Origin of the sequence: Stenotrophomonas sp. TD3 (genome assembly GCF_001939825.1) — a bacterium.
Classification (GTDB): Bacteria; Pseudomonadota; Gammaproteobacteria; order Xanthomonadales; family Xanthomonadaceae; genus Stenotrophomonas.
Genome location: NZ_MOYM01000002.1, coordinates 428,261 through 452,230 on the forward strand (window position 1 = coordinate 428,261; position 23,970 = coordinate 452,230).

Below are 23,970 nucleotides of genomic sequence, written 5' to 3' on the forward strand. Positions count from 1 at the left end.
CGGGTCAGCTGCGCTTGCGCGACCAGCGCACGCCCTGCGGGGTGTCTTCCAGCACGATGCCTTCGGCGGCCAGCTGGTCGCGGATGGCGTCGGAACGGGCGAAGTCGCGCGCCTTCTTGGCAGCGGCACGCTCATCGATCAGGCCCTGGATGCGGGCATCGTCGCCGTCTTCGCTGGCCGCAGTGCCAAACCACTGCGCCGGGTCGGCCTGCAGCAGGCCCAGCGCCAGGCCGGCGCCGAGCAGTTCACCCTTCAGGCGCGCCTGCTCGGCCGGGTCGGTGGCACGACGCGCATCGGCGGCGATGCGGGCCACTTCGGCCAGCGCCTGCGGGGTGTTGAGATCGTCGTCCAGGGTCGCCTCGACCGTGGCCGGGATCGCCACGACCGCCTCGACCGATGCCAGTTCGCGCAGGGTGCCGTACAGGCGGTCCAGGGTGCGCACCGATTGCTCGATCAGGCCATCGGACCAGTCCAGCGGCTGCCGGTAATGGGCCGACAGCAGGGCCAGGCGCAGCGCTTCCGGCGGATGCTGGCGCACCAGGTCGTGCACGCGCTCGATGTTGCCCAGCGACTTGCTCATCTTGGCGCCGCCGAAGTTGAGCATGCCGTTGTGCAGCCAGAAACGGGCGAAGATCTTGCCGCCATGGGCGCATTCGCTCTGCGCCAACTCGTTCTCGTGGTGCGGGAACTGCAGGTCGACGCCGCCGGCGTGGATGTCGATGGTCTCGCCCAGGTGGGCGGCAGCCATCGCCGAGCACTCGATGTGCCAGCCAGGCCGGCCCCGGCCCCACGGCGATTCCCAGCCGGGCAGGTCGTCACTCGACGGCTTCCACAGCACGAAATCACCCGGGTCACGCTTGTACGGGGCGACGTCGACGCGGGCACCGGCCAGCATTTCGTCAGGATCGCGGCGCGAGAGCTTGCCGTAGCCGTCGAAGCTGGCCACCGCGAACAGCACGTGGCCCTCGGCGGCGTAAGCATGATTGCTGGCAATCAGCTGCTCGATCATGGTGACGATCTGCGGAATGTGCGCGGTCACTTCCGGCTCGATGTCCGGCGGCACCACGCCCAGCGCGGCCATGTCTTCACGGTAGGCGGCGGCGAACTTGTTGGTGATGGTGCTGATCGGCACGCCCCGCTCACGCGCGGCGGTGTTGATCTTGTCGTCCACGTCGGTGATGTTGCGGGCGTAGCGCAGCGCGCCGAAACGGCGCCGCAGCAGGTCGGCCAGCACCCCGAACACCACCGGGCCACGGGCGTTGCCGATGTGCACGTAGTTGTAGACCGTCGGGCCGCACACATACAGAGTCGGACAGGCCGGATCGAGCGGGGTGAACGGTTCGAGCTGGCGAGTCAGGTTGTTGTGCAGGCGCAGGGTCATGGGGCTGTGGCTGGGGGACAAGCCTGTGATTTTAGAACGTGTCGGCCCCCTTTGGGGGCACCCGTTGCCACCGGTGGACGCCGGGTCCACCCCGGGTGGGGTGGGCAGGAGCGGCGTGGACGGGTAATGTTCAGCCCCTTGCGCTCGCCACTGCCTACACTATTGCCGTGTCCTTGCTCCCGTCGCCAATGAAATCCACCGCGTTGCTGACCCTGGCCTGCCTGTCGGCGCTGCCCGCCGTGGTGCTGGCGCAGGAGGCCGAGCCCCGCAACCGGGTGGTGATCGTGGAGAACGTGAAGTTCGACTACGCCCAGGTCCTGAACGTCGAGCCGGTGTTCCAGACCCTGCGTGCGACCCGCACCGAGGAGCACTGCGAGCCGGTGTCGACCCGGACCCTGGCCCCGGTGAACGTGACGGGCGAGGAGCCGGTTGAGGACAAGGGCCGGATCAGCCGCTTCTGGGACTCGGTGCGCTCGATGTTCAAGCGCAGCGACGAGGAAGCCGTTGAGGAGACCGGAGCCGAGACGCCGGCCCCGGCGCCGGCCAACACGGGCCCGATGCTGACCCGCGACTGCCGCATCGTGCCGGTGGGGCGTGAATTCCGCCGGCCCATCGCCTACGACGTGGATTACGTCTACAAGGGCACCAAGTACCGCTCGCGGCTGCCGGAAGACCCCGGCAACCGGCTCAAGATCCGGGTGTCGATCACTCCCTGGGTCGGCCCCGAGCAGGGCACTGCCAGTAATCCCTGATTCTGCGACCCCGGCCCCTTGCGCCGGCCCCGGGCGCATGCAAAGATATTTGACCATGAAGCTCACCGACTTCCAGCACGACAGCAGCGCAGCCCGACAGGCGTCTGGCATGACCTCGCGTGCGCGTCGACCGGAACCCCACATCCTCGCTGGGTAACCGGAGCTTTTTGCTGTTCGTCCGAAAAAAACCCAGCCCGCCGGCTGGGTTTTTTCGTTTCTGCGTTCTGAAAGCTGCAACTGCAACCTTTTCGCTCCACCTTTGGTTCCTGCTTTTCCCTTCCACTGCGTCGAACCCGGCGCCGCCACGCAAGGAAAGATGATGTCCCCCAAGCACTTCCTGAACACCCAGGACTGGAGCCGCAGCGATCTCGACGCGCTGCTGACCCAGGCAGCGCTGTTCAAGCGCAACAAGCTCGGCGACCAGCTCAAGGGCAAGTCGATCGCGCTGGTGTTCTTCAACCCGTCCATGCGCACCCGCACCAGCTTCGAACTGGGCGCGTTCCAGCTCGGCGCCCACGCGGTGGTGCTGCAGCCGGGCAAGGATGCGTGGCCGATCGAGTTCAACCTCGGCACGGTGATGGACGGCGATACCGAAGAGCACATCGCTGAAGTGGCCAAGGTGCTGGGCCGTTACTGCGACATCATCGCCGTGCGCGCGTTCCCCAAGTTCATCGACTGGGCCTACGACCGCCAGGACATCGTCCTCAACAGCTTCGCCAAGTACTCGCCGGTGCCGGTCATCAACATGGAGACCATCACCCATCCGTGCCAGGAGCTGGCCCACATCATGGCCCTGCAGGAGCACTTCGGCACCCAGGACCTGCGCGGCAAGAAGTACGTGCTGACCTGGACCTACCACCCCAAGCCGCTGAACACCGCCGTTGCCAATTCGGCGCTGACCATCGCCACCCGCATGGGCATGGACGTGACCCTGCTGTGCCCGACCGCCGACTACATCCTCGACGACCGCTACATGGGCTGGGCCGAGCAGAACGTGGCCGAGAGCGGTGGCTCGCTGAAGATCAGCCATGACATCGACAGCGCCTACGCCGGCGCCGACGTGGTCTACGCCAAGAGCTGGGGCGCGCTGCCGTTCTTCGGCAACTGGGAACCGGAAAAGCCGATCCGCGACCAGTTCAAGCACTTCATCGTGGACGAACGGAAGATGGCGCTGACCAACAACGGTGTGTTCAGCCACTGCCTACCGCTGCGCCGCAACGTGAAGGCCACCGATGCGGTGATGGATTCGCCGCAGTGCATCGCCATCAACGAAGCCGAGAACCGCCTGCACGTACAGAAGGCGATCATGGCCGCAGTTGCCGGGCGCTGAATCAAACAAGGGGGTAGAGCCGACCGTTGGTCGGCTGCTCCCGCAGAGGCGCATCCAACATATCAGCCGACCAGCGGTCGGCTCTACCGAATTCCCATCCCCCAAGTGGACCTGATCCCCATGAGCAACAAAGACGTCGTTCTCGCCTTCTCCGGCGGCCTGGATACCAGCTTCTGCGTGCCGTACCTGCAGGAGCGCGGCTACAACGTGCACACCGTGTTCGCCGACACCGGCGGCGTGGATGATGAAGAGCGCGATTTCATCGAGAAGCGCGCCGCCGAGCTGGGCGTGACCAGCCACGTCACCGTCAACGGTGGCCCGGCCATCTGGGAAGGCTTCGTCAAGCCGTTCGTGTGGGCCGGTGAGGGCTACCAGGGCCAGTACCCGCTGCTGGTCTCGGACCGCTACCTGATCGTCGATGCCGCGCTGAAGCGTGCTGCCGAGCTGGGCACCAACATCATTGCCCATGGCTGCACCGGCATGGGCAACGACCAGGTCCGCTTCGACCTGGCCGTGAAGGCACTGGGCGACTACCAGATCATCGCGCCGATCCGCGAGATCCAGAAGGAACACACCCAGACCCGCGCCTACGAGCAGAAGTACCTGGAAGAGCGCGGCTTCGGCGTGCGCGCCAAGCAGCAGGCTTACACCATCAACGAGAACCTGCTGGGCGTGACCATGTCCGGCGGCGAGATCGACCGTTGGGAAGCCCCGGGTGAAGGCGCGCGTGGCTGGTGCTCGCCGCGCAGCGAATGGCCGGAACAGGCGCTGACCGTGACCCTGAAGTTCGTTGAAGGCGAAGCCGTCGAACTGAACGGCAAGGCGCTGCCGGGCGACCAGATCCTGGCCCAGCTCAACAAGCTGTTCGCCCCGTACGGCGTTGGCCGCGGCGTCTACACCGGCGACACCGTGATCGGCCTGAAGGGCCGCATCGTGTTCGAGGCCCCGGGCCTGGTCTCGCTGCTGGCCGCGCACCGCGCGCTGGAAGATGCCGTGCTGACCAAGCAGCAGAACCGCTTCAAGCCGGACGTCGCACGCAAGTGGGTGGAGCTGGTGTACGAAGGCTTCTACCACGACCCGCTGAAGACCGACATCGAGGCCTTCCTGAAGTCCTCGCAGGCCAAGGTCAACGGTGAAGTGGTGCTGGAAACCCGTGGTGGCCGCGTCGATGCGGTGGCGGTGAAGTCGCCGCACCTGCTCAACACCAAGGGCGCCACCTACGCGCAGTCGGCCGACTGGGGCGTGGAGGAGGCTGAGGGCTTCATCAAGCTGTTCGGAATGAGCTCCACTGTCTATGCGCAGGTCAATCGCGGTTGACCTGTGACGGGGGTGCCGGCCGCTGGCCGGCGCCTCGCAACGTCAATGGAGGGTAGTGCCGGCCGCTGGCCGGCTCGTGGCACGGCTGGATCATTGCGGAGCCGGCCAGCGGCCGGCACTACCGATTTCGAACCCTACGGATATTCAGACACATGCTTGAACAGACGCTCGATCACCTGCAGGCCCTGGTGTCCTTCGACACCCGCAACCCGCCGCGTGCGATCACCACCGGTGGCATCTTCGATTACCTGCGCGCGAACCTGCCCGGCTTCGACGTCGAGGTGATCGACCATGGCGCCGGTGCGGTCAGCCTGTACGCGGTGCGCGGCACGCCGAAGTACCTGTTCAACGTGCACCTGGATACCGTGCCGGACTCGCCGCACTGGAGTGCCGACCCGCACGTGATGCGCCGCCTGGACGACCGTGTGGTCGGCCTGGGCGTGTGTGACATCAAGGGCGCCGCCGCTGCACTGGTGGCGGCGGCCAATGCCAGCGATGGCGACGCCGCCTTCCTGTTCTCCAGTGACGAGGAAGCCAACGATCCGCGCTGCATCGCCGCGTTCCTGGCCCGTGGCCTGCCGTATGAAGCGGTGCTGGTGGCGGAGCCGACCATGAGCGAAGCGGTGCTGGCGCATCGTGGCATCAGTTCGGTGCTGATGCAGTTCGCCGGCCGCGCCGGGCACGCTTCGGGCAAGCAGGATGCGGCCGCCAGCGCGCTGCACCAGGCCATGCGCTGGGGCAACCGCGCGCTGGACCATGTGGAATCGCTGGCCTCGGCCCGCTTCGGCGGGCTGACCGGCCTGCGTTTCAACATCGGCCGCGTCGAAGGCGGGATCAAGGCCAACATGATCGCGCCGGCTGCCGAGGTGCGCTTCGGGTTCCGGCCGCTGCCGTCGATGGACATCGACGGGTTGCTGGCAACCTTCGCCGGTTTCGCCGAGCCGGAAGCCGCATTGTTCACTGAAACCTTCCGTGGCCCCAGCCTGCCGGCCGGTGACATCGCCGAGGCCGAGAACCGCCGCCTGCTGGCGCGCGACGTCGCCGACGCGCTGGAGCTGCCGATCGGCAACGCGGTGGATTTCTGGACCGAGGCTTCGTTGTTCTCGGCCGGTGGCTACACCACGCTGGTGTTCGGCCCGGGCGACATCGCCCAGGCCCACACCGCCGATGAGTTCGTGACGCTGGAGCAGCTGCAGCGCTACACCGACGCCGTGCACCGCATCATCGCCGCCGGCGCCTGATCGACCCCACAACGCCGCCCGGCCCTGGCCGGGTGGAACTGCAACGCGGCGACCGCCGCCTGTGACGAAACCGAAATGTCTCCTGCCCTCCAGCCTCACCGCCAGACCCGCCAGACCATCGTGCGCCTGCTTTCCAGCATGGCCAGCGCGAAGGAGATCAGCCAGTACCTCAAGCGCTTCTCGCAGCTGGACGCCAAGCGTTTCGCCGTGGTCAAGGTCGGCGGCGCGGTGCTGCGCGACGACCTCGACGCGCTGACCTCTTCGCTGTCGTTCCTGCAGGAAGTCGGGCTGACCCCGATCGTGCTGCACGGCGCCGGCCCGCAGCTGGATGCCGAACTGTCCGCCGCCGGCATCGAGAAGCAGACCGTCAACGGCCTGCGCGTGACTTCGCCGGAAGCGCTGGCGATCGTGCGCCGGGTGTTCCAGCAGTCCAACCTGCGCCTGGTCGAGGCGCTGCAGCAGAACGGCGCGCGCGCCACCTCGATCACCGGCGGCGTGTTCGAGGCCGAGTACCTGGACGTGGACACCTACGGCCTGGTCGGCGAGGTGAAGAAGGTCAACCTGGCACCGATCGAGGCCAGCCTGCGCGCCGGGTCGATCCCGGTCATCACCAGCCTGGGCGAAACCGCTGGGGGCCAGATCCTCAACGTCAACGCCGACTTCGCCGCCAACGAGCTTGTACAGGAACTGCAGCCGTACAAGATCATCTTCCTGACCGGCACCGGCGGCCTGCTGGACGAGCAGGGCAACGTGATTGATTCGATCAACCTGTCCACCGAGTACGACCACCTGATCGCGCAGCCGTGGATCCACGGCGGCATGAAGGTGAAGATTGAACAGATCAAGGATCTGCTCGACCGCCTGCCGCTGGAATCGTCGGTGTCGATCACGCGCCCGGCCGACCTGGCCAAGGAACTGTTCACCCACAAGGGGTCGGGCACGCTGGTGCGCAAGGGCGAAAAGGTGCTGCGCGCCACTGCCTGGAACGAGCTGGACCTGCCCCGCCTGAAGGGCCTGATCGAATCCAGCTTCGGCCGCACCCTGGTGCCGGAGTACTTCGAAAAGACGAAGCTGCTGCGTGCCTATGTCAGCGAGAACTACCGCACCGCGGTGATCCTCACCGACGAGGCCGAGGGTGTGTACCTGGACAAGTTCGCCGTGCTCGACGATGCGCAGGGCGAGGGCCTGGGCCGCGCGGTCTGGAACGTGATGCTGGAGGAAACCCCGCAGCTGTTCTGGCGTTCGCGCCACGGCAACCCGATCAACCACTTCTATTACGCTGAATCCGACGGCTGCTACAAGCAGGACCACTGGAAGGTGTTCTGGTTCGGTGCCGATGGCATCGACCGGATCAAGACCTACGTCGACCATTGTGCCCGGCGCGCGCCGAGCCTGCAGGGCTGAACACATGAACCATGCCGATTGGACCAAGGTCCCCACGCTGGCGGGTACCCATGCGCGGCTGGAGCCGCTGCAGATGGGACATATCGATGGCCTGCGCGGCGCGCTTGGCGATGGCGCGCTGTCCAAGCTCTGGTACACCCAGGTGCCTGATGCGAAGACCATGGCCGGCTACGTGCAGGCAGCGCTGCAGGCGCAGGCCGAAGGCAAGGTGCTGCCGTTCGTGGTGTTCGATGCCAACGACCAGATTGTCGGCACCACCCGCTACTACGATCTGCAAGCGGACGTGCCGCGCCTGAGTATCGGTTACACCTGGTATGGCGAGTCGGCGCAGCGCACCGGGATCAATACCGAGACCAAGCTGATGCTGCTCAGCCACGCGTTCGAGCGCTTGGAGTGCCTGAGCGTCGTGTTCGAGACCAGCTGGTTCAACTTCACCTCGCGCACCGCCATCGCCCGCCTTGGCGCCAAGCAGGATGGCGTGCTGCGCAACCACAAGCGGCACGCCGACGGCACGCCGCGCGACACCGTCATCTTCTCCATCATCGATGCGGAATGGCAGGGCGTGAAGCGCCACCTGCAGTACCGCCTGGACAGTCACGCATGAACGATTCGACTTTCACCCTGGGCATCGTCGGGGCCCGTGGCCATACCGGCGCCGAGCTGATCAAGCTGGTGGCCGCCCACCCGCGCCTGAAACTGGCCTTCGTCTCCTCGCGCGAGCGTGCCGGGCAGCGCCTGTCCGACCATCACCCGGAATTCCAGGGTGAGCTGCAGTACGAGAACCTGGACGCCGACGCGGTGGCCGCCAAGGGCGTGGACGCGGTGATCCTGGCCCTGCCCAACGGGCTGGCCGCTCCGTTCGTGGCGGCACTGGAAGCGGCGAAGCCGGACACTGTCATCGTCGACCTGTCGGCCGACTACCGTTTCGACAACAGCTGGTACTACGGCCTGCCGGAGCTGACCCGCGGCCGCTACAGCGGCCAGAAGCACATCAGCAATCCGGGCTGCTATGCCACGGCGATGCAGCTGGCGGTGCATCCGCTGCTGGACCTGCTGGCCGGCCCGCCGCAGTGCTTCGGTGTGTCCGGCTACTCCGGTGCCGGCACTACGCCGTCGGACAAGAACAACGTCGAACTGCTGGCTGACAACCTGATGCCGTATGCGCTGACCAACCACGTGCACGAGCGCGAGGTGTCGGTGCAGCTGGGCGTGGCGGTCGAGTTCATGCCGCACGTCGCGCCGCATTTCCGTGGCATCACGCTCACCGCCAACCTGTGGCTGAACCGCGTGCAGACCCGCGAGCAGATCGTCGAGCGCTTCCAGCAGGCCTATGCCGGCGAACCGCTGATCGAGGTGGTGGATGAAGCACCGTGGGTCAGCCGCATCGCCGGCCGCCACGGTGCCCAGGTCGGCGGCTTCACCCTGGCCCCGGGCGGCAAGCGGGTGGTGGTGGTGGCGACCCTGGACAACCTGCTCAAGGGCGCGGCCACCCAGGCCATGCAGAACCTCAACCTCGCGCTGGGCATCGACGAACTGACGTCGATCCCGCACTGAACACGCATTCCGGAGCCCCCATGGCAGACCTTCTTTGGCAGAAGCCCGGCGTCGCTGTCGACGCCCAGATCCAGACCTTCCTCGCCGGCGACGACGTCATCCTCGACCGCGAGTTCTTCCTGCATGACATCGCTGCCAGCGCCGCGCATGCGCAGGGCCTGCAGCACATCGGCATCCTCAGCGCCGACGAGCTGGCCGGCCTGCTGCGCGAGCTCGACGTGCTGGCGCAGGACTTCCGCGAAGGCCGCTTCGTGCTGGATACGCAGTACGAAGATGGCCACTCGGCAATCGAAGCACGTTTGACCGAACGCCTCGGTGATGCCGGCCGCAAGATCCACACCGGCCGCAGCCGCAATGACCAGATCCTGGTCGCCACCCGCCTGTGGCTGAAGGAGAAGCTGCTGCGCGTGGCCCAGCTCAGCGCCGACGTGGCCAAGGTCGCGCTGGACCGTGCGCAGGCCGAGAAGGACCTGCCGATTCCCGGCTACACCCACATCCAGCGCGCCGTGGTCTCCTCGGCCGGCATGTGGTGGGCCGGTTGGGCCGAGGCTTTCATCGACAACGCCATCCGTGCCCGCGACACCCATGCACTGGTCGATGCCAATCCGCTCGGCACCGCCGCTGGTTACGGCGTGAACCTGCCGCTGGACCGGGAGCACACCACGGCGGCGCTGGGCTTCGCGCGCATGCAGGTCTCGCCGATCTACGCGCAGCTGTCGCGCGGCAAGTTCGAGCTGGCCGCGCTGGAAGCGCTGGGAGGCGCCACGCTGGACCTGCGCCGCATCGCGTGGGACCTGTCGCTGTTCACCAGCGCCGAATTTGGTTTCGTGGCATTGCCGGCGCAGTACACCACCGGCAGCTCGATCATGCCCAACAAGCGCAACCCGGACGTGATCGAACTGATGCGTGCGACCCACGCCAGCGTCGCCGCCGCACGCACCGAGATCGAGCAGCTGCTGTCGCTGCCGTCCGGCTATCACCGTGACCTGCAGTCGTCCAAGGGTGCCATCTTCCACGGCTTCGGCCGTGGCCTGGCCGCGCTGGAGCTGCTGCCGGCGCTGCTGGCCAACCTGGAATGGCGCGACGACAGGCTGCGTGCGGCGATCGATTCGGGCATGTATGCCACCGACGTGGCCGTGGAAGCGGCCGTGGCCGGCGTGCCGTTCCGCGAGGCCTACAAGGCCGCCGCGGCGGGCGCCGACAGCGCAGGGCAGGGACGCACGCCGGAAGGCAGCCTGGCCGCACGCGTGTCGCCGGGGTCGGCCGCTGACCTGCGCCTGGATGAACTGCGTGCACGCTGGCAGGCGTTGTCCTGATGGCGGCCACGATGTATCTGGTGCTGGCGATGCGCCGCCCCGACTTCACTGCCGCGGCGGTGCAGCCGCACCGTGATTTCCTCGACGCGTTGCAGGCACAGGGCAAGCTGCAGCTGACCGGCGGTTTCGCCGATGGCAGCGGTGGTGCCTATGTGCTGTGCAACGTCGAGAGCCTGGAGCAGGCGCAGGCCATCGTCGCCACCGATCCGCTGGTGACGATGCACGCTTCCGAGCTGACCGTGCACGAATGGAATACCCGCTGAGGCCCTGACCGATGACCCTGCACGCCGCCAACGTCGCCTCGCCGTTCCCGCAACAGGCGCTGCCGCCGTGGCGGCGTGCAGTGCTGAAGGTCGGCAGCAGCCTGCTGGCGGCCGATGGTGGCGGCCTGTCGCCACGCCACGCGCTGGGCCTGGCCCAGTTTGTTTCCGCCAACGTACTGGCCGGGCGCGAGGTGGTGATCGTCTCCTCCGGTGCGGTTGCGGCGGGGCGCGCGATCCTGCCGCGGGCCGATGAACCCGGTGCGGCGATGGCGGCGCGGCAGGCGCTGGCCGCGCTCGGCCAGGCGCAGCTGATCGGGCTCTGGCAGCGCTTCTTCGAGCGCCCGGTGGCGCAGGTGCTGCTGACCCACGACGACCTGCGCAACCGCCGCCGCTACCTCAACGCACGCGCCACGCTGAGCGAACTGCTGCGCCTGGGTGCGCTGCCGGTGGTCAACGAGAACGACACCGTGTCGGTGGACGAACTCAAGCTCGGCGACAACGACAACCTTGCCGCGACCGTGGCCGCACTGGTCGATGCCGATGCGCTGTTCATCGCCACCGACATCGACGGCCTGTACAGCGCCGACCCGCGCACCGTGGCCGACGCGCGGCCCCTGCACGACGTGCCGGAACTGAGTGACGATGTGCTGGCGATGGCCGGCGGCGCTGGCTCGCGCGCTGGCACCGGCGGCATGCGGACCAAGCTGGAGGCGGCGGCCAAGGCTGGCCGTCTCGGCATCGAGACCTACCTGTTCAACGGCCGCAGCAGCGACGTGGTGCGCGCGCTGGCGCAGGATCGCCTGTTCGGCACCCGCATCCATGCCGCACGCAGCCGCGAGGCCGCCCGCAAGCACTGGTTGCGGCACGCGCCGCTGGCCGAGGGCGCGATCGTCATCGATGCCGGTGCGGCACAGGCGATGCGCGAGAAGGGCGCCTCGCTGCTGCCCGGTGGCATCACCGGTGCGGAGGGCGCGTTCCGCCGCGGTGACATGGTGCAGGTGTGCTGGATCGCGCCGCAGGGGCGTGTCTGTGTCGCCCGCGGCGTCAGCCAGTACGCCGCCGATGACGTGCGCCGGATCGCCGGCCACCATTCGCGCGACATCCAGGCCGTGCTCGGCTACAACTACGGCGGCAGCGTCGTCCATCGCGACGACCTGGTGCTGCCATGAACGGTTTGAAGGACACCCCGATGAGCGAAATCGAAGCGCAGGTGCGCGCCTGCCGCGATGCGGCGCAGATCGTTGCCGGCCTCGACAGCGCGGCGCGGCGCACGCTGCTGCTGGCGATGGCGCAGGCACTGGAAGTGAATGCAGGCCTGATCCTGGCCGGCAACGCGCGGGACCTCGCCGCCGCTCGCGACAAGGGCGTTGGCAGTGCCATGCTCGATCGCCTGGCGTTGGACCCGGCACGTCTGTTCGCGATGGCCGAAGCGGTGCGCGAAGTGGCGGCACTGCCCGACCCGGTCGGCCAGGTCACCCGCGACGACGTACGTCCGAACGGCATCCGCGTGCAGAAGGTACGCGTTCCGCTGGGGGTGATCGCGATGATCTACGAGGCGCGCCCGAACGTGACCGCCGAAGCGGCCGCGCTGTGCCTGAAGGCGGGCAATGGCGTGATCCTGCGCGGTGGTTCCGAAGCGATCCATTCCAACACGGCCATCGCCCAGGCGCTGGCCGGTGCATTGAAGGCCAACGGCGTACCGCCGGCGGCGGTGACCGTGCTGACCGACCTGCGCCGCGAAGCGATGCTGGAACTGCTGCAGCTGCATGAGCTGATCGACCTGGCGATTCCGCGTGGCGGCGAAGGCCTGATCCGCTTCGTCGCCGAACACGCGCGCGTGCCGGTGATCAAGCATTACAAGGGCGTCTGCCACCTGTTCGTGGATGCCAGTGCCGACCTGGGCAAGGCCATCGACCTGCTGGTGGATGGCAAGTGCAGCCGTCCTGCGGCCTGCAATTCACTGGAGACGCTGCTGGTGCACCGCGACCTGGCCGAAGCGTTCCTGCCGCGCGTGGCGCAGGCGCTGGGTGAGCGCGGGGTGCAGCTGCGCGCCGATGCGCAGGCGCAGCCGTTGCTGCCGGGTAGCACGGCGGCCACCGAAGAGGACTATGCCGCCGAATTCCTCGATCTGGTACTGGCGGTGCGCGTGGTCGATGATCTTGATGCGGCCATCGCGCACATCCGCGCCTATACCTCCGACCACACCGAAGTGATCGCCACCGAGGACGCCGGCCACGCCGAGCGCTTCGTCAGCGCACTGCGCTCGGCGGTGGTGATGGTCAACGCTTCGTCGCGCTTCTCCGATGGTGGCCAGCTGGGCCTGGGCAGCGAGATCGGCATTTCCACCACGCGCCTGCACGCCTACGGCCCGATGGGCCTGGAAGCGCTCACCGTCGAACGATTTGTCGTGCGCGGGGAAGGGCAGACGCGCAAGTAGATCCACGCCATGCGTGGACGCTCTTCGCGGTAGACCCCGGTGCTGACCAAGGTCGGCACCCACCAGAGAGAACGCCGACCAAGGTTGGCAGCCACCGGAGAGAACGCCGACCAAGGTCGGCATCTACCAAAGCAAGTGCCGACCAAGGTCGGCACCCAGGGGAATCGAGTTACACCACCTCGCGGCGGATGCCGACCGGCCGCGCATGCTCATCCATGTGCAGCGTGGCGGCCTTGCAGCCCATCAGGCGTTCGGCCAGCCCGGTGCTGGCGCCCAGATCGGCGGCCACCTCGTTGAGGCTGGCCAGGGGCCGCGGCAGGCGGCGCTCGCGGCCACGGAAGCGGGCGCGGTTGTACTCGGCCCAGCCGATCAGCAGCACGCTGGCGCACAGCAGCATCAATGGCAGCGCGACCAGCACGTACGGGTCGAACTGGTTCTGCCGTTCGTAAAGTTGCCGCCAGGCCAGCTGGCCACCGATCAGCCACGAAAGCAGGGTCACCAGGGGTGCCCACAGGTAGAAGTAGAAGCCCCAGAACGCCAGGGTGACGAAGCCCCAGGCAGTGCGCTGGAAGCGTGGCTGGCGGTGCGGCTTGCGGATCATCCGCGAGTCGAAGCGGTTGGACGGGCGTTGCGCGTTCATCGGATCCCCCGGTCAGGGCTGGTCCAGGTGGCGCGCTTGCTGCGACGGCGCAGCAGCGTCTTCGGCAGCGCCACCAGGGTGGTGGAAAGGCTGATCAGCCAGTACGCCATCGGGTACCAGATGACCCAGAAGTAATTGCGTCCAATCTGTGTTTCGTAACGCCGGTCGATGATCAGGCTGCTGGCGAACTGCAGCAGGCAGACCAGCGCCAGGATCACGCCATGCCATTCCGGCAGCAGGCTGGCGATATGCAGCTGCGGCGGCAGCTCGATGAACTTGCCCAGTGCCCACAGCAGCACGATGAACAGCATGGTGTAGGCCCAGACCACGCTCAGCACGTATTCCAGCAACACGCCCCACATGCGGCGCTCTTTCCAGTGCAGCAGCGAGCGGGCGTGGCGCAGCATCACTTCCACGCCGCCCTGGGCCCAGCGCAGGCGCTGCCGCCACAGGCCCTTGAGTGTCTCCGGCATCAGGATGAAGCACAGCGCGTTGGGTTCGTAGCGGATATCCCAGTGCGCGCGCTGCAGGCGCCAGCTGATGTCGATGTCCTCGGTCACCATGTCATCCGACCACCAGCCGACCTGATGCAGGGCGGTGCGGCGGAAACCGGCGATCACGCCGGAGATGGTGAAGATGCGGCCATACACGCGCTGCGCCCGCTTGATCATGCCGATGATCGAGGAGAACTCCGCCACCTGCAGGCGTCCGAGCAGGGTGGAGCGGTTGCGGATGCGCGGGTTGCCGGTGACCGCGCCGACCCGGTTGCCACTGACCAGGTGCCAGACCATCCAGTGCAGTGCATGCTCTTCCAGCATCGCATCGCCATCGATGCACACCAGGTACTCCGAGCGTGCGGCCAGCGCGCCCATGCGCAACGCATTGGCCTTGCCCAGGTTGCGGTCCAGATGCAGCACGCGCAGCCGTGGATGCTTTGCCGCCAGCGCGTCCAGTCGCGCGCCGGTGTCATCGCTGCTGCCATCGTCGATGGCGATCACTTCGTAGTCGGCGGGGTAGCGCTGGGCCAGCGCCGCAGTGAGCGTGTCGTCCAGGTTGTCCGCTTCGTTGTGGCAGGGCACCAGCAAGGTCGCGAACGGAGGGTCGATCATCAAGGGCGGATCGTTGCGCGGACGCGAGTGGCGCTCGCGCCGGAAGTAGTAGTACAGGCCACCGGACATCCAGAAGAACGCCATCACCATCGGGTAGTAGAAGGCGAACTGGAACAGGACCTGCAGCAGCGGATGCATGTCCACGTCACTTCTCCGGGTACGGGAAGTTGCCGGCGGACATTGCCGCGCGGGCATCGCGGGTGGAGGGCTGGTCGGCGATGAAGTCATCCGGGTACCAGGCGAAGTGGTGCACGCCCTGCGCCTGCAGCTGGCGGATCTGCGCACGCAGGCGCTCGGCGGGAATCGGCTGCCCGCTGCGCCAATCGACGGTCTGCAGCTCGAACAGCGTGTGCTGAAGCTGCGGGTCGTGTGCGCGTACCGCGGCCAGCAACTGATCGAGCCAGCGCTCGGGGTGCTTGCTGCCTTCCATCCACGGCATCGCCATCAGAGCCGTCTGGTCGTAGGCCTTGTTGAACAGGTCCAGGCGCTGCGCGAACCAGGCTTCGCTCTGCGGGCGGAGTACCGGCTCGGCATACAGGTTGCGCACCGTTGCCAGTTTCGGCCGCCAGCGTTGGGCGCTGTCGCGCAGGGCCAGGGTGAAGTCGATCAGTGCCTGGGTACGTGCGCTGCCATCCTCGCCGGCCGCCAGAGCGGGCAGCTCGGTGTCGCGCAGGTAACCGTCGTCATGGAACAGCAGGCCTTCGAAGTAGGAATTGACCGCCAGATCCTCGTAGATGTCGAGCATGATCTGCCTGGCCTTCGGGTTGGTGAAATCCAACCGGTACATGCCGTCGGCATCACCATTGCGGATCGCCAGCGCCTTGCGCTGCACCGGGTCGGGCAGCTCGAAGCCGAGCACCGGCAGCCACGCGTAGACCTTCACCCCGGCGCGGGATTTCAGCTGCCAGGCGACGCGGCTGAACAGGTCCGCGCGCATTGGCATGTGCCGGTTCGGGAAATACAGCGCATCGGCGGTGTTGTTGCCGTCCGGGTCGGCGAAGGCCTGCAGATAGACATGGGTCGGCGCGATGCGCTTGACCCGCTCGATCAATGCATCGAGATTGCGTGCCTGCTGCGCCGGATCCGGGTCATACACATCGTCCAGGTCGATCTGCAGGGCGCGGATGCCATCGAGCGCAACATCACGGCGCAGTTCATAGGCCAGGCCTTCCACCGTCGGGTTGTCGCTCACCAGCAGCCGCGCCAGCCCGTGCAGGTCGCTGGCCACCGGGGTGCTGCGGCCTTCCAGGTCGAACGAGACCGGCATGCCCAGCTGCTCGGCGATGTCGTTGCTCAACTGGTTGTAGGCCGCGTACGGCCAGACGATCGCGCGCGGACGTACTCCGAGATGCTGTTCGATGCGCTGCACGCTGCGTGCGAGGTCGGTGCGCAGGCGCTGCTCATACTGCGCCTCGCTTTCGTAGCTGTGCGTGGCGGGGGTGTAGATGCGGGTGACCACGGCGGGTGTGGAATTGCCCTGTGGATTGGCGAGCACGCCGTGGTGCAGGTCGTCGGTATGGCTGGCCACTTCGATCAGGCCGCTGTCGTGCATCTGCTTCAGCTGCGCCCAGGTGACGAAATCATCGTGGCCGAACGGGCGGTAGCCGTAGTCGATGGTGCGGCCCGGTGCCATGTCCACGTAGTCGGTGATCACCGCCACCAGGGCCGGGTAGTGGTAGGCCTGCAGCAGCGGGAAGGCCTTGTCGTAGACGCTGCGCAGGCCATCGTCGAAGGTCAGCAGCACCGGTTTCGGCGGCAGCGTGGCACGGCCCTGCGAGGCTTCGATCACCTGCGACAGCGAGACCGGGTGGTAGCCATGCGCGCCCAGCCAGTCCAGGTGCGCGGCGAAGTTCTGCGTGCTCACCGCATAGGTATCGGCATCGCCCTTGGCGGCCACCTGGTCGCGGATGTCGTGGTAGCTGAGGATCAGCAGGCCGTTGTCGATCGCATCAAGATGCAGGGGTTGCTGCGCGAACGCCGGCGGCACGCTGGCCAGCAGCAGGAGCACGATCAGTCGCAGGATGCGGGCCATGTCAGTCTCCCCAGCGCAATGCGGCTTCGAAGCCGATATGGCGTTCGCGATGGCCGTCGTAGACCGGCCGTGACCAGCGCACGCCGTACTCGAACACGCGGCCGGGGCCCAGCTGCCACTCATGCATGTAGGACACCGACGGCACCAGTGCGCTGCCGAAGCCGTCCTGCCAGTAGTCGCCCAGCGAGACGGTCAGCCGGTGCCGGAAGTGGCGCTCGTAATGCCGCCACAGCTGCTGGTCGATGCGCAGGCCGATCTCGACCATGCGGTCGCGTTTCGGGTTGAAGTAGGGCGCATCGTCGCGGCTGCCACGACTGGTGTAGGCGCTGGCCAGGCCATCGATCAGCCAGCGGGGGCGGGTCAACAGGCGCTGTTCCAGGCTGCTGCTGAACAGCTCGCGATGGTTGCCATCGTCATAGCGGAAGCGGCTGGCGCCGAACATCCAGTGGGTGAGCTCGCTGCGCCGGTAGTCCACCTGTGCGCTCACGCTGTCGGCGGTGATGCCGGCAGCGCGCGCCTGCATCGAGGCGTCCGGATCATTGCGCGCGGCCACCACGCCGGCATGCCAGTAGTCGTTGAACTGCCAGCCGACACCGGCGCGCAGGCCGGTATCGCCGATGTGGTCGTTGGCGCGTAGTACGGCTGCTTCTGCGTCCAGCCGCCCGAAGCGGTAACGCACGCCAGCGCCCAGCCACAACGGATCGATGCGCTGGTCCTGGAAGTCGGTCGAACGCCGGTCGGCGAGGGCGAACAACCGCCAGCGGTCATCAAGGATCGGCGTCTCCACTTCCACGCCGTAGTGGCGATCGTTGTTGCCCAGTGGCGAGGTGCCACCACCCCCGGAGCTGTGGCCGATGTCGGTCCATGCCTTCAGCTGCCAGCCGCGATGCGCACGCCAGGCCTGGTCCATGCGTTCGACCGCCGGCTGGGTGGGATAGCGCGCGACCAGGTCATCGTGCAGCGGTCGCGCCAGGTCGTCGCGCTGCAGGGCAACGTAGGCTTCTTCCATGCCCAGTCGCGGTTCGATGTCACGCGGGTCCAGCGCGTGCGCCATCTGCTGGCGCTGCAGCGCCCTGCGTGGCCAGCCGCGCATCATGTAGACGCTGCCCAGCGCACTCTGCAGCCCGCCGTTGCCGGGTGCGATCTCGACCATCGACTCCAGGTCGTGCTGCGCGGTGTGCAGGTCACCGCTGTAGGCGCGCACCATCGCCAGGTTGAGGTCGGCCTCGTAGCGCGACCAGTTCGCGTAGGGCGACTTGCCGTTGCTCCAGCGCCAGGCCGGCTCTTTGTCACGCCATGCCTGCAGCAGGTCGATGGCCTTTTCCTGCTGCTCGCTTTCCAGGTAGGCGTAAGCCAGTTCCGAATGCGAGGCGTCGCGTGTCGGGTCGCCGGCCACGGCGGCCTGCAGCACCGGAATGGCTTCCTCCGGGTGCAGGGTGCCCATCAACGAATCGCCCACTGCGGGCAGCACGTAGTCGGGCAGGGTGTGGCCTTCGGCCTGCAGGGCCCGGGCTTCCTCGCGGACCTGTGCATGGCGGCCCAGCCGGTTGAGCAGGATCAGGCGGTCCATGCGGATCCGCAGCGGTGCCTGCGCGGGCGGCGTGCCTTCGCCGCCAAGGTAGCGCTGCATGCGGGCCAAGGTCGATTCGGCCTCTTCCAGGCGGCTGTCCTCGCTGCTGCTGTAGGCCAGGCTCCAGACCACCAGCTTGGCCAGGTAGTCGCCTTCCAGGCGCTGCTTCTGCGCATCGTCGAAGAGTTGCGGGCGCTGCTGGTACAGCTCCCACGCGCGCCAGGCGTTGCCGATGTCACCCAGCGTCAATACGCGCAGTTTGAACAGCAGGTCGTCGTTGGGTTGCTGCTGGCTGGCGCGCTCGATCGCGCCCAGGGCGTCCAGCCAACGCGCCTGGTCTCGATAGCGGCCGATCTCGGCCAACGCCGCGTCGCGGTCGGGCGGGGCAGCGCTGCTGGCCCAGGCCAGGGCGGTGCAGGCAAGGCCGACGCAGAGCGCCAGCCGGCGGTGGACAACCATTGGGGACCCCCTTGGCTTCCGAACCAGACAACCTGTGAAAATGTGACGCACATCACATGCCAGATTCTGGGATGGCCGTGGCCTGCGTCACTCCCTTCGTGCATGCCGCCCAGCAAGGGCGGGTACAACCCGGACAGCGACCTGCAATGTCTTGTCTGAAACGAAAGTCCCCCGCACACCGAGTGGTGTTCCGGGCGGCGACGCCGCCCCCATGCCCGATGCCGGCACGCGGCAAGGATGGGCATTCACCGGCACTATCCGCCCGGAATTGTCAGTCCAGCGTCAAGATGCGTGTGAAGACGGATGGCGGGTCGACGAGGCCGGCAGGCGGCCCCGGCCGCTTACCAGAGATCTTCCAGCTTGCGCGGCTTGCAGGCCACCCACGAGGCGCACAGCATCAGGGTGGCGCAGCCGAACAGGAAGCTGAACGGGAGGGTCCAGCCGTCGCTGACCGTGTGCAGCCAGCCCACCAGGAACGGGCCCAGGCAGCTGAAGCTGTAGCCCACGCCCTGCATGAAGCCGGACAGCGCCGCCGAGCCGGTCGGGGTGCGCGTGCGCAGGTTGATCAGGGTCAGTGCCAGCGGGAAGGTGGACGGGCCGACGCCGAGCAGGCAGGCCCATAGCAGTGGCGCCTTCATCGGTGCCAGCAGCAGGCCGGTGAAGGCGATCACGAACGAGAAGAAGCCGATCAGCACCAGCGGGAACGGGTTCTGCAGGCGCACCGCCATCGATGGAATGACCAGCGACGGCAGCAGGCCCAGCGCCGAGAACACGGCGACCATCACGCCACCGAACGCCGGCGTGCCACCGGCCTCGACCACGATGCGCGGCAGCCAGGTGAACATCGAGTAGGTCATCAGCGAGGTCATGCCGAACATCAGCGTCATGCTCCAGCCCAGCGACGTGCGCCAGACCTTGCCGTGCGGCTGCGCGGTCGGATCGGACGCGTCGGTCTGCGGCTTCGGCGCGCGCGTGGCCAGCACCAGCCACGGCAGTGCGGCAGCCAGCGCCAGCAGCGCCCACATGCCCAGCGAGACGCGCCAGCCTGCGGCGTTGGCCACCGGTACCGCCAGCAGCGCGGGCAGCATCGTGCCCAGCTGCAGCACGCTGATGTAGAGCGTGCTCATGGTGCCGACCTTGTTGGCGAAATAGCGCTTCACCAGCGGCGGCACCACCACGTTGCCGATGCCCATGCCGGCCAGTGCCACCACCGAACCCAACAGCAGCGTGCCGACGTTGCCGGCGCTGGAACGCAGCAGCAGGCCGGCCATTGCCATCACCATCGCCAGCAGCGTGGTGCGCTCCAGCCCGAGGCGCCGCGCCAGCGCCGGCGTGGCGACGCCGAACAGCGCGAACGAGGCGGTCGGCAGCATGCCCAGCACGCCGGTCATGGTGGTGCCGAAGCCGAACTGCTGGCCGAGCACGTCCAGCAGCGGGGTGATCGAGGTGACCGCGGTGCGCAGGTTGATCGCTGCCAGCAGGATCGCGGCGAACGCGAGGACGCGCCCGTGCAGCAGCGACGGCGAATCGGAAGTGGAGGAACTCATCGGTGGTCCTTGCAGGTGTCGCACGCCGGGGCAATGGCATGCAGCGCCGGCATCGGTCTACGCCGAAGCGGCAGGTGGGGGAGGGGCTGCTGGCGGGCCGGCAGCGCGGCCATTGTACGTGCGGGCTCCGGCAAGGTCCCGTCACGCGGGCGGCCGTGTGCCTGATACAAAAAAACCCGGAGGACAGTGATGTCTTCCAGGCTTCTTGGTGACCACCGAAGTGGTCGGGGAGACAGGATTCGAACCTGCGACCTCTACGTCCCGAACGTAGCGCTCTACCAGACTGAGCTACACCCCGAAGGGAGCCGCCTATTCTAGCGATTTACCCCGATGGCGGCAAGGGGTAAATGCCGTTTTCTTCACACTGCCGAAGCAGTGCCACTTCAGGGAACAAAAAAGCCTGGACGACTTCACCAGGCTTCAATGTGACCACCAAAGTGGTCGGGGAGACAGGATTCGAACCTGCGACCTCTACGTCCCGAACGTAGCGCTCTACCAGACTGAGCTACACCCCGAAGGAGCCGCCTAAGATACCGTGTGAAGGCCAGGGCGGCAAGGTTTTTTTACAGCTCAGCGACGATTTTCTTTCTCGATGCGGTTCTGCTCGCGGGCTTCGAACCACATGCCGTTGAGGATGGCCACCGTCGAGGCGAGGCCGGCGCCGAGAATCCAGGCGAAATACCACATGATCAGTCTCCTTCATTCCGGGTAGGTGCCGACCGTTGGTCGGCACACGTGCAGGCGATCAATACGCGTTCGGGTTGTTGCCCATCTCTTCGGTGGTGGTCTTGCCCTTCAGCACGCGGTACACCCAGGTGGTGTAACCGATGATGATCGGCAGGAACACCGCCGTGGCCAGCAGCATGATCCACAGGGTCAGGTGGCTGGACGAGGCATCCCACACGGTCAGGCTGGAGGTGGGCTGGCTCGAGGACGGCAGCAGGAACGGGAAGATGGCGAAGCCGACGGTCAGGATGATGCCGGCGATGGCCGCACCGGAGGCGATGAAGGCCAGGCCGCCGCGACGGGCACGCAGCAGCACCGCACTGGCCAGCAGGCCGGCCAGGCCGAGCAGCGGGGCCAGGATCGTGGCCGGCATCGTGCTGTAGTTGCGCATCCAGCCACCGGCGGCGCCGAGTTCGGCGGTCTTCAGCAGCGGATTGGTGGCGCCATCGGTGACCACCTGCGAGGTGATCTGGTAACCCGGCAGGCCGAAGGCCACCCAGGCGCCACCGACGGCGAACAGCACGAAGGCGATGACCGCGGCGATGCTGCCGAAGCGGGCCGCACGCTCGGCCACCGGGCCATCGGTCTTCAGCACCAGCATGGCAGCACCGTGGGCGACCAGCATCGACACGCTGAGCAGACCGGCCAGCAGCGCGAAGGGCATCAGCAGGCCGAAGAACGAGCCGGTGTAGAAGATGCGCATGCTGTCATCGAAGTGGAACGGCACGCCCAGCACCACGTTGCCCACTGCCACGCCCATGATCAGCGCCGGGATGAAGCCACCGATGAACAGCGCCCAGTCCCAGGTGTTGCGCCAGCGTTCGCTGGGCATCTTGCTGCGGAACTTGAAGCCGACCGGACGCAGGATCAGGGCGAACAGGATCACGAACATCGCCAGGTAGAACCCGGAGAAGCTGACCGCATACAGCGGCGGCCAGGCGGCGAAGATCGCACCGCCACCGAGCACCAGCCATACCTGGTTGCCTTCCCAGACCGGGCCGATGGTGTTGATCACCAGCCGGCGCTCGGCATCGTTGCGGGCGACGAAGGGCAGCAGGGTGCCTACGCCCAGGTCGAAACCATCCATCACGGCGAAACCGATCAGCAGGATGCCGAGCAGCAGCCACCAGATCACGCGCAGCGTGGTGTAGTCCAGAAGAATGAAATCCATCTTGGTTCTCCTGCCTCAGGCCTGGCCGGCGGCCGGCGCCGAGGCATTGTGGGAAGCATGCGGCTGGGGAGACTGCAGCGACGGCAGCACCTCGTCCGGACCCTTGCGGATCGCCTTGAGCATCAGCTTGATCTCGACCACGATCAGCGCGGTGTAGATCGCGGTGAAGCCGGCCAGGGTCAGCACGATTTCATGCAGGGCCAGGCCCGATGCCGCATAGAAGGTCGGCAGCACGCCGTCGACCGCCCATGGCTGGCGACCGTATTCGGCCACGAACCAGCCACATTCGATCGCGATCCACGGTGCCGGCAGCGTCCACAGGGCCAGCTTGAGGAACCAGCGCTTGTCCTGGAAGTTGTTGCGGCAGGAGTAGTAGAAGGCCAGCGCGAAGAAGGCGATCAGGTAGAAGCCCAGGCCGGCCATCACGCGGAAGGTCCAGAACAGCGGCATCACGCGCGGCACGGTGTCCATCGCCGCCTGCGAGATTTCCTGCGGGGTGGCGTTGAGGATGTCATCGCGGTAGCGCTTGAGCAGCAGGCCATGGCCCAGGTCCTGCCAATGGCGGTCGAACATCTCGCGCGCCTCGACGTCGTTCTTGTTGGCGCGCAGGCGTTCCAGTGCACCGTAGGCCAGCTGGCCACCGCGCACGCGGTGCTCGGCACGATCGACCAGTTCCAGGATGCCCGGGATCGGCTGGTTCAACGAACGGGTGGCGATCAGGCCCATCAGGTACGGGATCTTCACCGCGTAGTCGTTCTGGTGGGTTTCCTGGTTCGGGATGCCGAAGGCGGTGAAGTCGGCCGGTGCACGCTCGGTCTCCCACATCGCTTCGATCGCGGCCAGCTTCATCTTCTGGTGTTCGCTGGCGGCGTAACCGCTCTCGTCACCCAGCACCACCACCGACAGCGACGACAGCAGGCCGAAGGCTGCGGCTACGGCGAACGAACGGCGGGCCAGGTCCTTGTGCTTGTTGCGCAGCAGGAACAGGGCGCTGATCGCCATCACGAACACCGCACCGGTCACGTAACCGGCGCTGACGGTGTGCACGAACTTGGCCTGCGCCACCGGGTTGAACACCACGGCCATGAAGTCGACGACTTCCATGCGCATGGTTTCCGGGTTGAACACCGCACCGGTCGGGTTCTGCATCCAGCCGTTGGCGATCAGGATCCAGATCGCCGACAGGTTGGTGCCCAGCGCCATCAGCCAGGTCACCATCAGGTGCTTGACCTTGCTCAGGCGGTTCCAGCCGAAGAAGAACAGGCCGACGAAGGTGGCTTCCAGGAAGAACGCCATCAGGCCTTCGATGGCCAGCGGCGCACCGAAGATGTCACCCACGTAGTGGCTGTAATAGGACCAGTTCATGCCGAACTGGAATTCCATGACGATGCCGGTGGCGACGCCCATGGCGAAGTTGATGCCGAACAGGACGCCCCAGAACAGGGTCATCCTGCGCCAGATCTCCTTGCCGGTCATCACGTACACGCTCTCCATGATGGCCACCATGAAGGACAGGCCGAGGGTGAGCGGTACGAATAGGAAGTGGTACATCGCGGTCAGCGCGAATTGCAGCCGCGACAGTTCTACGACTGTCTGATCAATCATGGCCTGGCTACCTCGTGGATAGTGCCGTTGCAGGTGGCGGGAAGGGTGGTCTACGACGTGAATGATGTGACCGACTACTTCAAACAGCCTTGATCCAGATCAATGTATGAACAGGT

The 23,970-nt window shown here is 66.8% G+C and carries 20 protein-coding genes and 2 tRNA genes; 11 read left to right on the top strand and 11 right to left on the bottom strand.

Annotated features, from left to right (window positions below; genetic code table 11):
• Positions 1-4 precede the first annotated feature (4 nt).
• Entirely contained in the window at positions 5-1,381 is a 1,377-nt protein-coding gene (gene cysS / locus BKE09_RS18820) for a cysteine--tRNA ligase (protein ID WP_075677229.1), read from the bottom strand.
• A gap of 188 nt (positions 1,382-1,569) precedes the next feature.
• On the opposite strand from cysS, the gene BKE09_RS18825 reads away from it, so the two are divergent.
• The 11 genes from BKE09_RS18825 to BKE09_RS18875 all read left to right on the top strand — a co-directional run bounded on the left by BKE09_RS18825 (position 1,570) and on the right by BKE09_RS18875 (position 12,995).
• Entirely contained in the window at positions 1,570-2,133 is a 564-nt protein-coding gene (locus tag BKE09_RS18825) for a hypothetical protein (protein ID WP_049442777.1), read from the top strand.
• A gap of 319 nt (positions 2,134-2,452) precedes the next feature.
• Positions 2,453-3,463, top strand: coding sequence for an N-acetylornithine carbamoyltransferase (locus BKE09_RS18830; RefSeq protein ID WP_014037861.1), 1,011 nt, complete (start codon positions 2,453-2,455; stop codon positions 3,461-3,463).
• A 120-nt stretch (positions 3,464-3,583) separates the two neighbouring features.
• Positions 3,584-4,780 (top strand): argininosuccinate synthase, encoded by a 1,197-nt coding sequence (locus tag BKE09_RS18835; RefSeq protein WP_053450318.1) that lies wholly within the window; start codon positions 3,584-3,586, stop codon positions 4,778-4,780.
• 152 nt (positions 4,781-4,932) lie between these two features.
• Entirely contained in the window at positions 4,933-6,021 is a 1,089-nt protein-coding gene (locus BKE09_RS18840; RefSeq protein ID WP_075677231.1) for an acetylornithine deacetylase, read from the top strand.
• Positions 6,022-6,096: 75 nt separating this feature from the next.
• Positions 6,097-7,425 (top strand): acetylglutamate kinase, encoded by a 1,329-nt coding sequence (locus BKE09_RS18845; RefSeq protein ID WP_014037858.1) that lies wholly within the window; start codon positions 6,097-6,099, stop codon positions 7,423-7,425.
• Between the two features lie 4 nt (positions 7,426-7,429).
• Positions 7,430-8,029, top strand: coding sequence for a GNAT family protein (locus BKE09_RS18850; protein WP_075677233.1), 600 nt, complete (start codon positions 7,430-7,432; stop codon positions 8,027-8,029).
• On the top strand, positions 8,026-8,979 hold the full coding sequence (argC, locus tag BKE09_RS18855; RefSeq protein WP_071229720.1) for an N-acetyl-gamma-glutamyl-phosphate reductase: 954 nt from the start codon (positions 8,026-8,028) through the stop codon (positions 8,977-8,979). The genes BKE09_RS18850 and argC overlap by 4 nt, the downstream gene beginning before the upstream one ends.
• A gap of 20 nt (positions 8,980-8,999) precedes the next feature.
• Positions 9,000-10,295, top strand: a complete 1,296-nt coding sequence (argH, locus tag BKE09_RS18860; protein ID WP_075677235.1) for an argininosuccinate lyase — start codon at positions 9,000-9,002, stop codon at positions 10,293-10,295.
• Positions 10,295-10,558 carry a YciI family protein gene (locus BKE09_RS18865; protein WP_014037854.1) on the top strand — a complete coding sequence of 88 codons (264 nt, stop codon included), beginning with the start codon at positions 10,295-10,297 and terminating at the stop codon, positions 10,556-10,558. The genes argH and BKE09_RS18865 overlap by 1 nt, the downstream gene beginning before the upstream one ends.
• Positions 10,559-10,569: 11 nt before the next feature.
• Positions 10,570-11,727 (top strand): glutamate 5-kinase, encoded by a 1,158-nt coding sequence (proB, locus tag BKE09_RS18870; RefSeq protein ID WP_075677237.1) that lies wholly within the window; start codon positions 10,570-10,572, stop codon positions 11,725-11,727.
• Positions 11,724-12,995 (top strand): glutamate-5-semialdehyde dehydrogenase, encoded by a 1,272-nt coding sequence (locus BKE09_RS18875; RefSeq protein WP_075677239.1) that lies wholly within the window; start codon positions 11,724-11,726, stop codon positions 12,993-12,995. The genes proB and BKE09_RS18875 overlap by 4 nt, the downstream gene beginning before the upstream one ends.
• A gap of 169 nt (positions 12,996-13,164) precedes the next feature.
• Here BKE09_RS18875 and pgaD read toward each other — a convergent pair whose 3' ends face one another.
• From pgaD to BKE09_RS18925, 10 genes are all read right to left on the bottom strand, one after another.
• The gene (gene pgaD / locus BKE09_RS18880; RefSeq protein WP_075677241.1) at positions 13,165-13,635 is read right to left on the bottom strand and encodes a poly-beta-1,6-N-acetyl-D-glucosamine biosynthesis protein PgaD; all 471 of its coding nucleotides are present in this window, start codon (positions 13,633-13,635) and stop codon (positions 13,165-13,167) included.
• Positions 13,632-14,882 carry a poly-beta-1,6-N-acetyl-D-glucosamine synthase gene (gene pgaC, locus BKE09_RS18885; RefSeq protein ID WP_170871776.1) on the bottom strand — a complete coding sequence of 417 codons (1,251 nt, stop codon included), beginning with the start codon at positions 14,880-14,882 and terminating at the stop codon, positions 13,632-13,634. The genes pgaD and pgaC overlap by 4 nt, the downstream gene beginning before the upstream one ends.
• Before the next feature lie 7 nt (positions 14,883-14,889).
• Positions 14,890-16,776, bottom strand: a complete 1,887-nt coding sequence (pgaB, locus tag BKE09_RS18890) for a poly-beta-1,6-N-acetyl-D-glucosamine N-deacetylase PgaB (protein ID WP_075677245.1) — start codon at positions 16,774-16,776, stop codon at positions 14,890-14,892.
• Position 16,777: 1 nt separating this feature from the next.
• Positions 16,778-18,805: a poly-beta-1,6 N-acetyl-D-glucosamine export porin PgaA gene (gene pgaA, locus BKE09_RS18895; RefSeq protein ID WP_075677247.1), complete on the bottom strand. Its 2,028-nt coding sequence runs from the start codon at positions 18,803-18,805 to the stop codon at positions 16,778-16,780.
• Positions 18,806-19,146: 341 nt separating this feature from the next.
• Positions 19,147-20,352, bottom strand: coding sequence for an MFS transporter (locus BKE09_RS18900; protein ID WP_014037847.1), 1,206 nt, complete (start codon positions 20,350-20,352; stop codon positions 19,147-19,149).
• Positions 20,353-20,573: 221 nt separating this feature from the next.
• Positions 20,574-20,650: transfer RNA gene (locus tag BKE09_RS18905), tRNA-Pro, on the bottom strand.
• 140 nt (positions 20,651-20,790) lie between these two features.
• Positions 20,791-20,867, bottom strand: a tRNA-Pro gene (locus tag BKE09_RS18910).
• 55 nt (positions 20,868-20,922) lie between these two features.
• Positions 20,923-21,039: a cytochrome bd-I oxidase subunit CydX gene (cydX, locus tag BKE09_RS18915; RefSeq protein ID WP_005410354.1), complete on the bottom strand. Its 117-nt coding sequence runs from the start codon at positions 21,037-21,039 to the stop codon at positions 20,923-20,925.
• Positions 21,040-21,097: 58 nt separating this feature from the next.
• The gene (cydB, locus tag BKE09_RS18920; protein ID WP_075677249.1) at positions 21,098-22,249 is read right to left on the bottom strand and encodes a cytochrome d ubiquinol oxidase subunit II; all 1,152 of its coding nucleotides are present in this window, start codon (positions 22,247-22,249) and stop codon (positions 21,098-21,100) included.
• A 15-nt stretch (positions 22,250-22,264) separates the two neighbouring features.
• Positions 22,265-23,854, bottom strand: coding sequence for a cytochrome ubiquinol oxidase subunit I (locus BKE09_RS18925; RefSeq protein WP_075677251.1), 1,590 nt, complete (start codon positions 23,852-23,854; stop codon positions 22,265-22,267).
• Positions 23,855-23,970: the final 116 nt, after the last annotated feature.

Excerpts from the sequence above, each read along its gene's own strand:
- cysS (WP_075677229.1), bottom strand. The coding sequence starts at position 1,381 with ATGACCCTGCGCCTGCACAACAACCTGACTCGCCAGCTCGAACCGTTC.
- BKE09_RS18825 (WP_049442777.1), top strand. The coding sequence starts at position 1,570 with ATGAAATCCACCGCGTTGCTGACCCTGGCCTGCCTGTCGGCGCTGCCC.
- BKE09_RS18830 (WP_014037861.1), top strand. The coding sequence starts at position 2,453 with ATGTCCCCCAAGCACTTCCTGAACACCCAGGACTGGAGCCGCAGCGAT.
- BKE09_RS18835 (WP_053450318.1), top strand. The coding sequence starts at position 3,584 with ATGAGCAACAAAGACGTCGTTCTCGCCTTCTCCGGCGGCCTGGATACC.
- BKE09_RS18840 (WP_075677231.1), top strand. The coding sequence starts at position 4,933 with ATGCTTGAACAGACGCTCGATCACCTGCAGGCCCTGGTGTCCTTCGAC.
- BKE09_RS18845 (WP_014037858.1), top strand. The coding sequence starts at position 6,097 with ATGTCTCCTGCCCTCCAGCCTCACCGCCAGACCCGCCAGACCATCGTG.
- BKE09_RS18850 (WP_075677233.1), top strand. The coding sequence starts at position 7,430 with ATGAACCATGCCGATTGGACCAAGGTCCCCACGCTGGCGGGTACCCAT.
- argC (WP_071229720.1), top strand. The coding sequence starts at position 8,026 with ATGAACGATTCGACTTTCACCCTGGGCATCGTCGGGGCCCGTGGCCAT.
- argH (WP_075677235.1), top strand. The coding sequence starts at position 9,000 with ATGGCAGACCTTCTTTGGCAGAAGCCCGGCGTCGCTGTCGACGCCCAG.
- BKE09_RS18865 (WP_014037854.1), top strand. The coding sequence starts at position 10,295 with ATGGCGGCCACGATGTATCTGGTGCTGGCGATGCGCCGCCCCGACTTC.
- proB (WP_075677237.1), top strand. The coding sequence starts at position 10,570 with ATGACCCTGCACGCCGCCAACGTCGCCTCGCCGTTCCCGCAACAGGCG.
- BKE09_RS18875 (WP_075677239.1), top strand. The coding sequence starts at position 11,724 with ATGAACGGTTTGAAGGACACCCCGATGAGCGAAATCGAAGCGCAGGTG.
- pgaD (WP_075677241.1), bottom strand. The coding sequence starts at position 13,635 with ATGAACGCGCAACGCCCGTCCAACCGCTTCGACTCGCGGATGATCCGC.
- pgaC (WP_170871776.1), bottom strand. The coding sequence starts at position 14,882 with ATGCATCCGCTGCTGCAGGTCCTGTTCCAGTTCGCCTTCTACTACCCG.
- pgaB (WP_075677245.1), bottom strand. The coding sequence starts at position 16,776 with ATGGCCCGCATCCTGCGACTGATCGTGCTCCTGCTGCTGGCCAGCGTG.
- pgaA (WP_075677247.1), bottom strand. The coding sequence starts at position 18,805 with ATGGTTGTCCACCGCCGGCTGGCGCTCTGCGTCGGCCTTGCCTGCACC.
- BKE09_RS18900 (WP_014037847.1), bottom strand. The coding sequence starts at position 20,352 with ATGAGTTCCTCCACTTCCGATTCGCCGTCGCTGCTGCACGGGCGCGTC.
- cydX (WP_005410354.1), bottom strand. The coding sequence starts at position 21,039 with ATGTGGTATTTCGCCTGGATTCTCGGCGCCGGCCTCGCCTCGACGGTG.
- cydB (WP_075677249.1), bottom strand. The coding sequence starts at position 22,249 with ATGGATTTCATTCTTCTGGACTACACCACGCTGCGCGTGATCTGGTGG.
- BKE09_RS18925 (WP_075677251.1), bottom strand. The coding sequence starts at position 23,854 with ATGATTGATCAGACAGTCGTAGAACTGTCGCGGCTGCAATTCGCGCTG.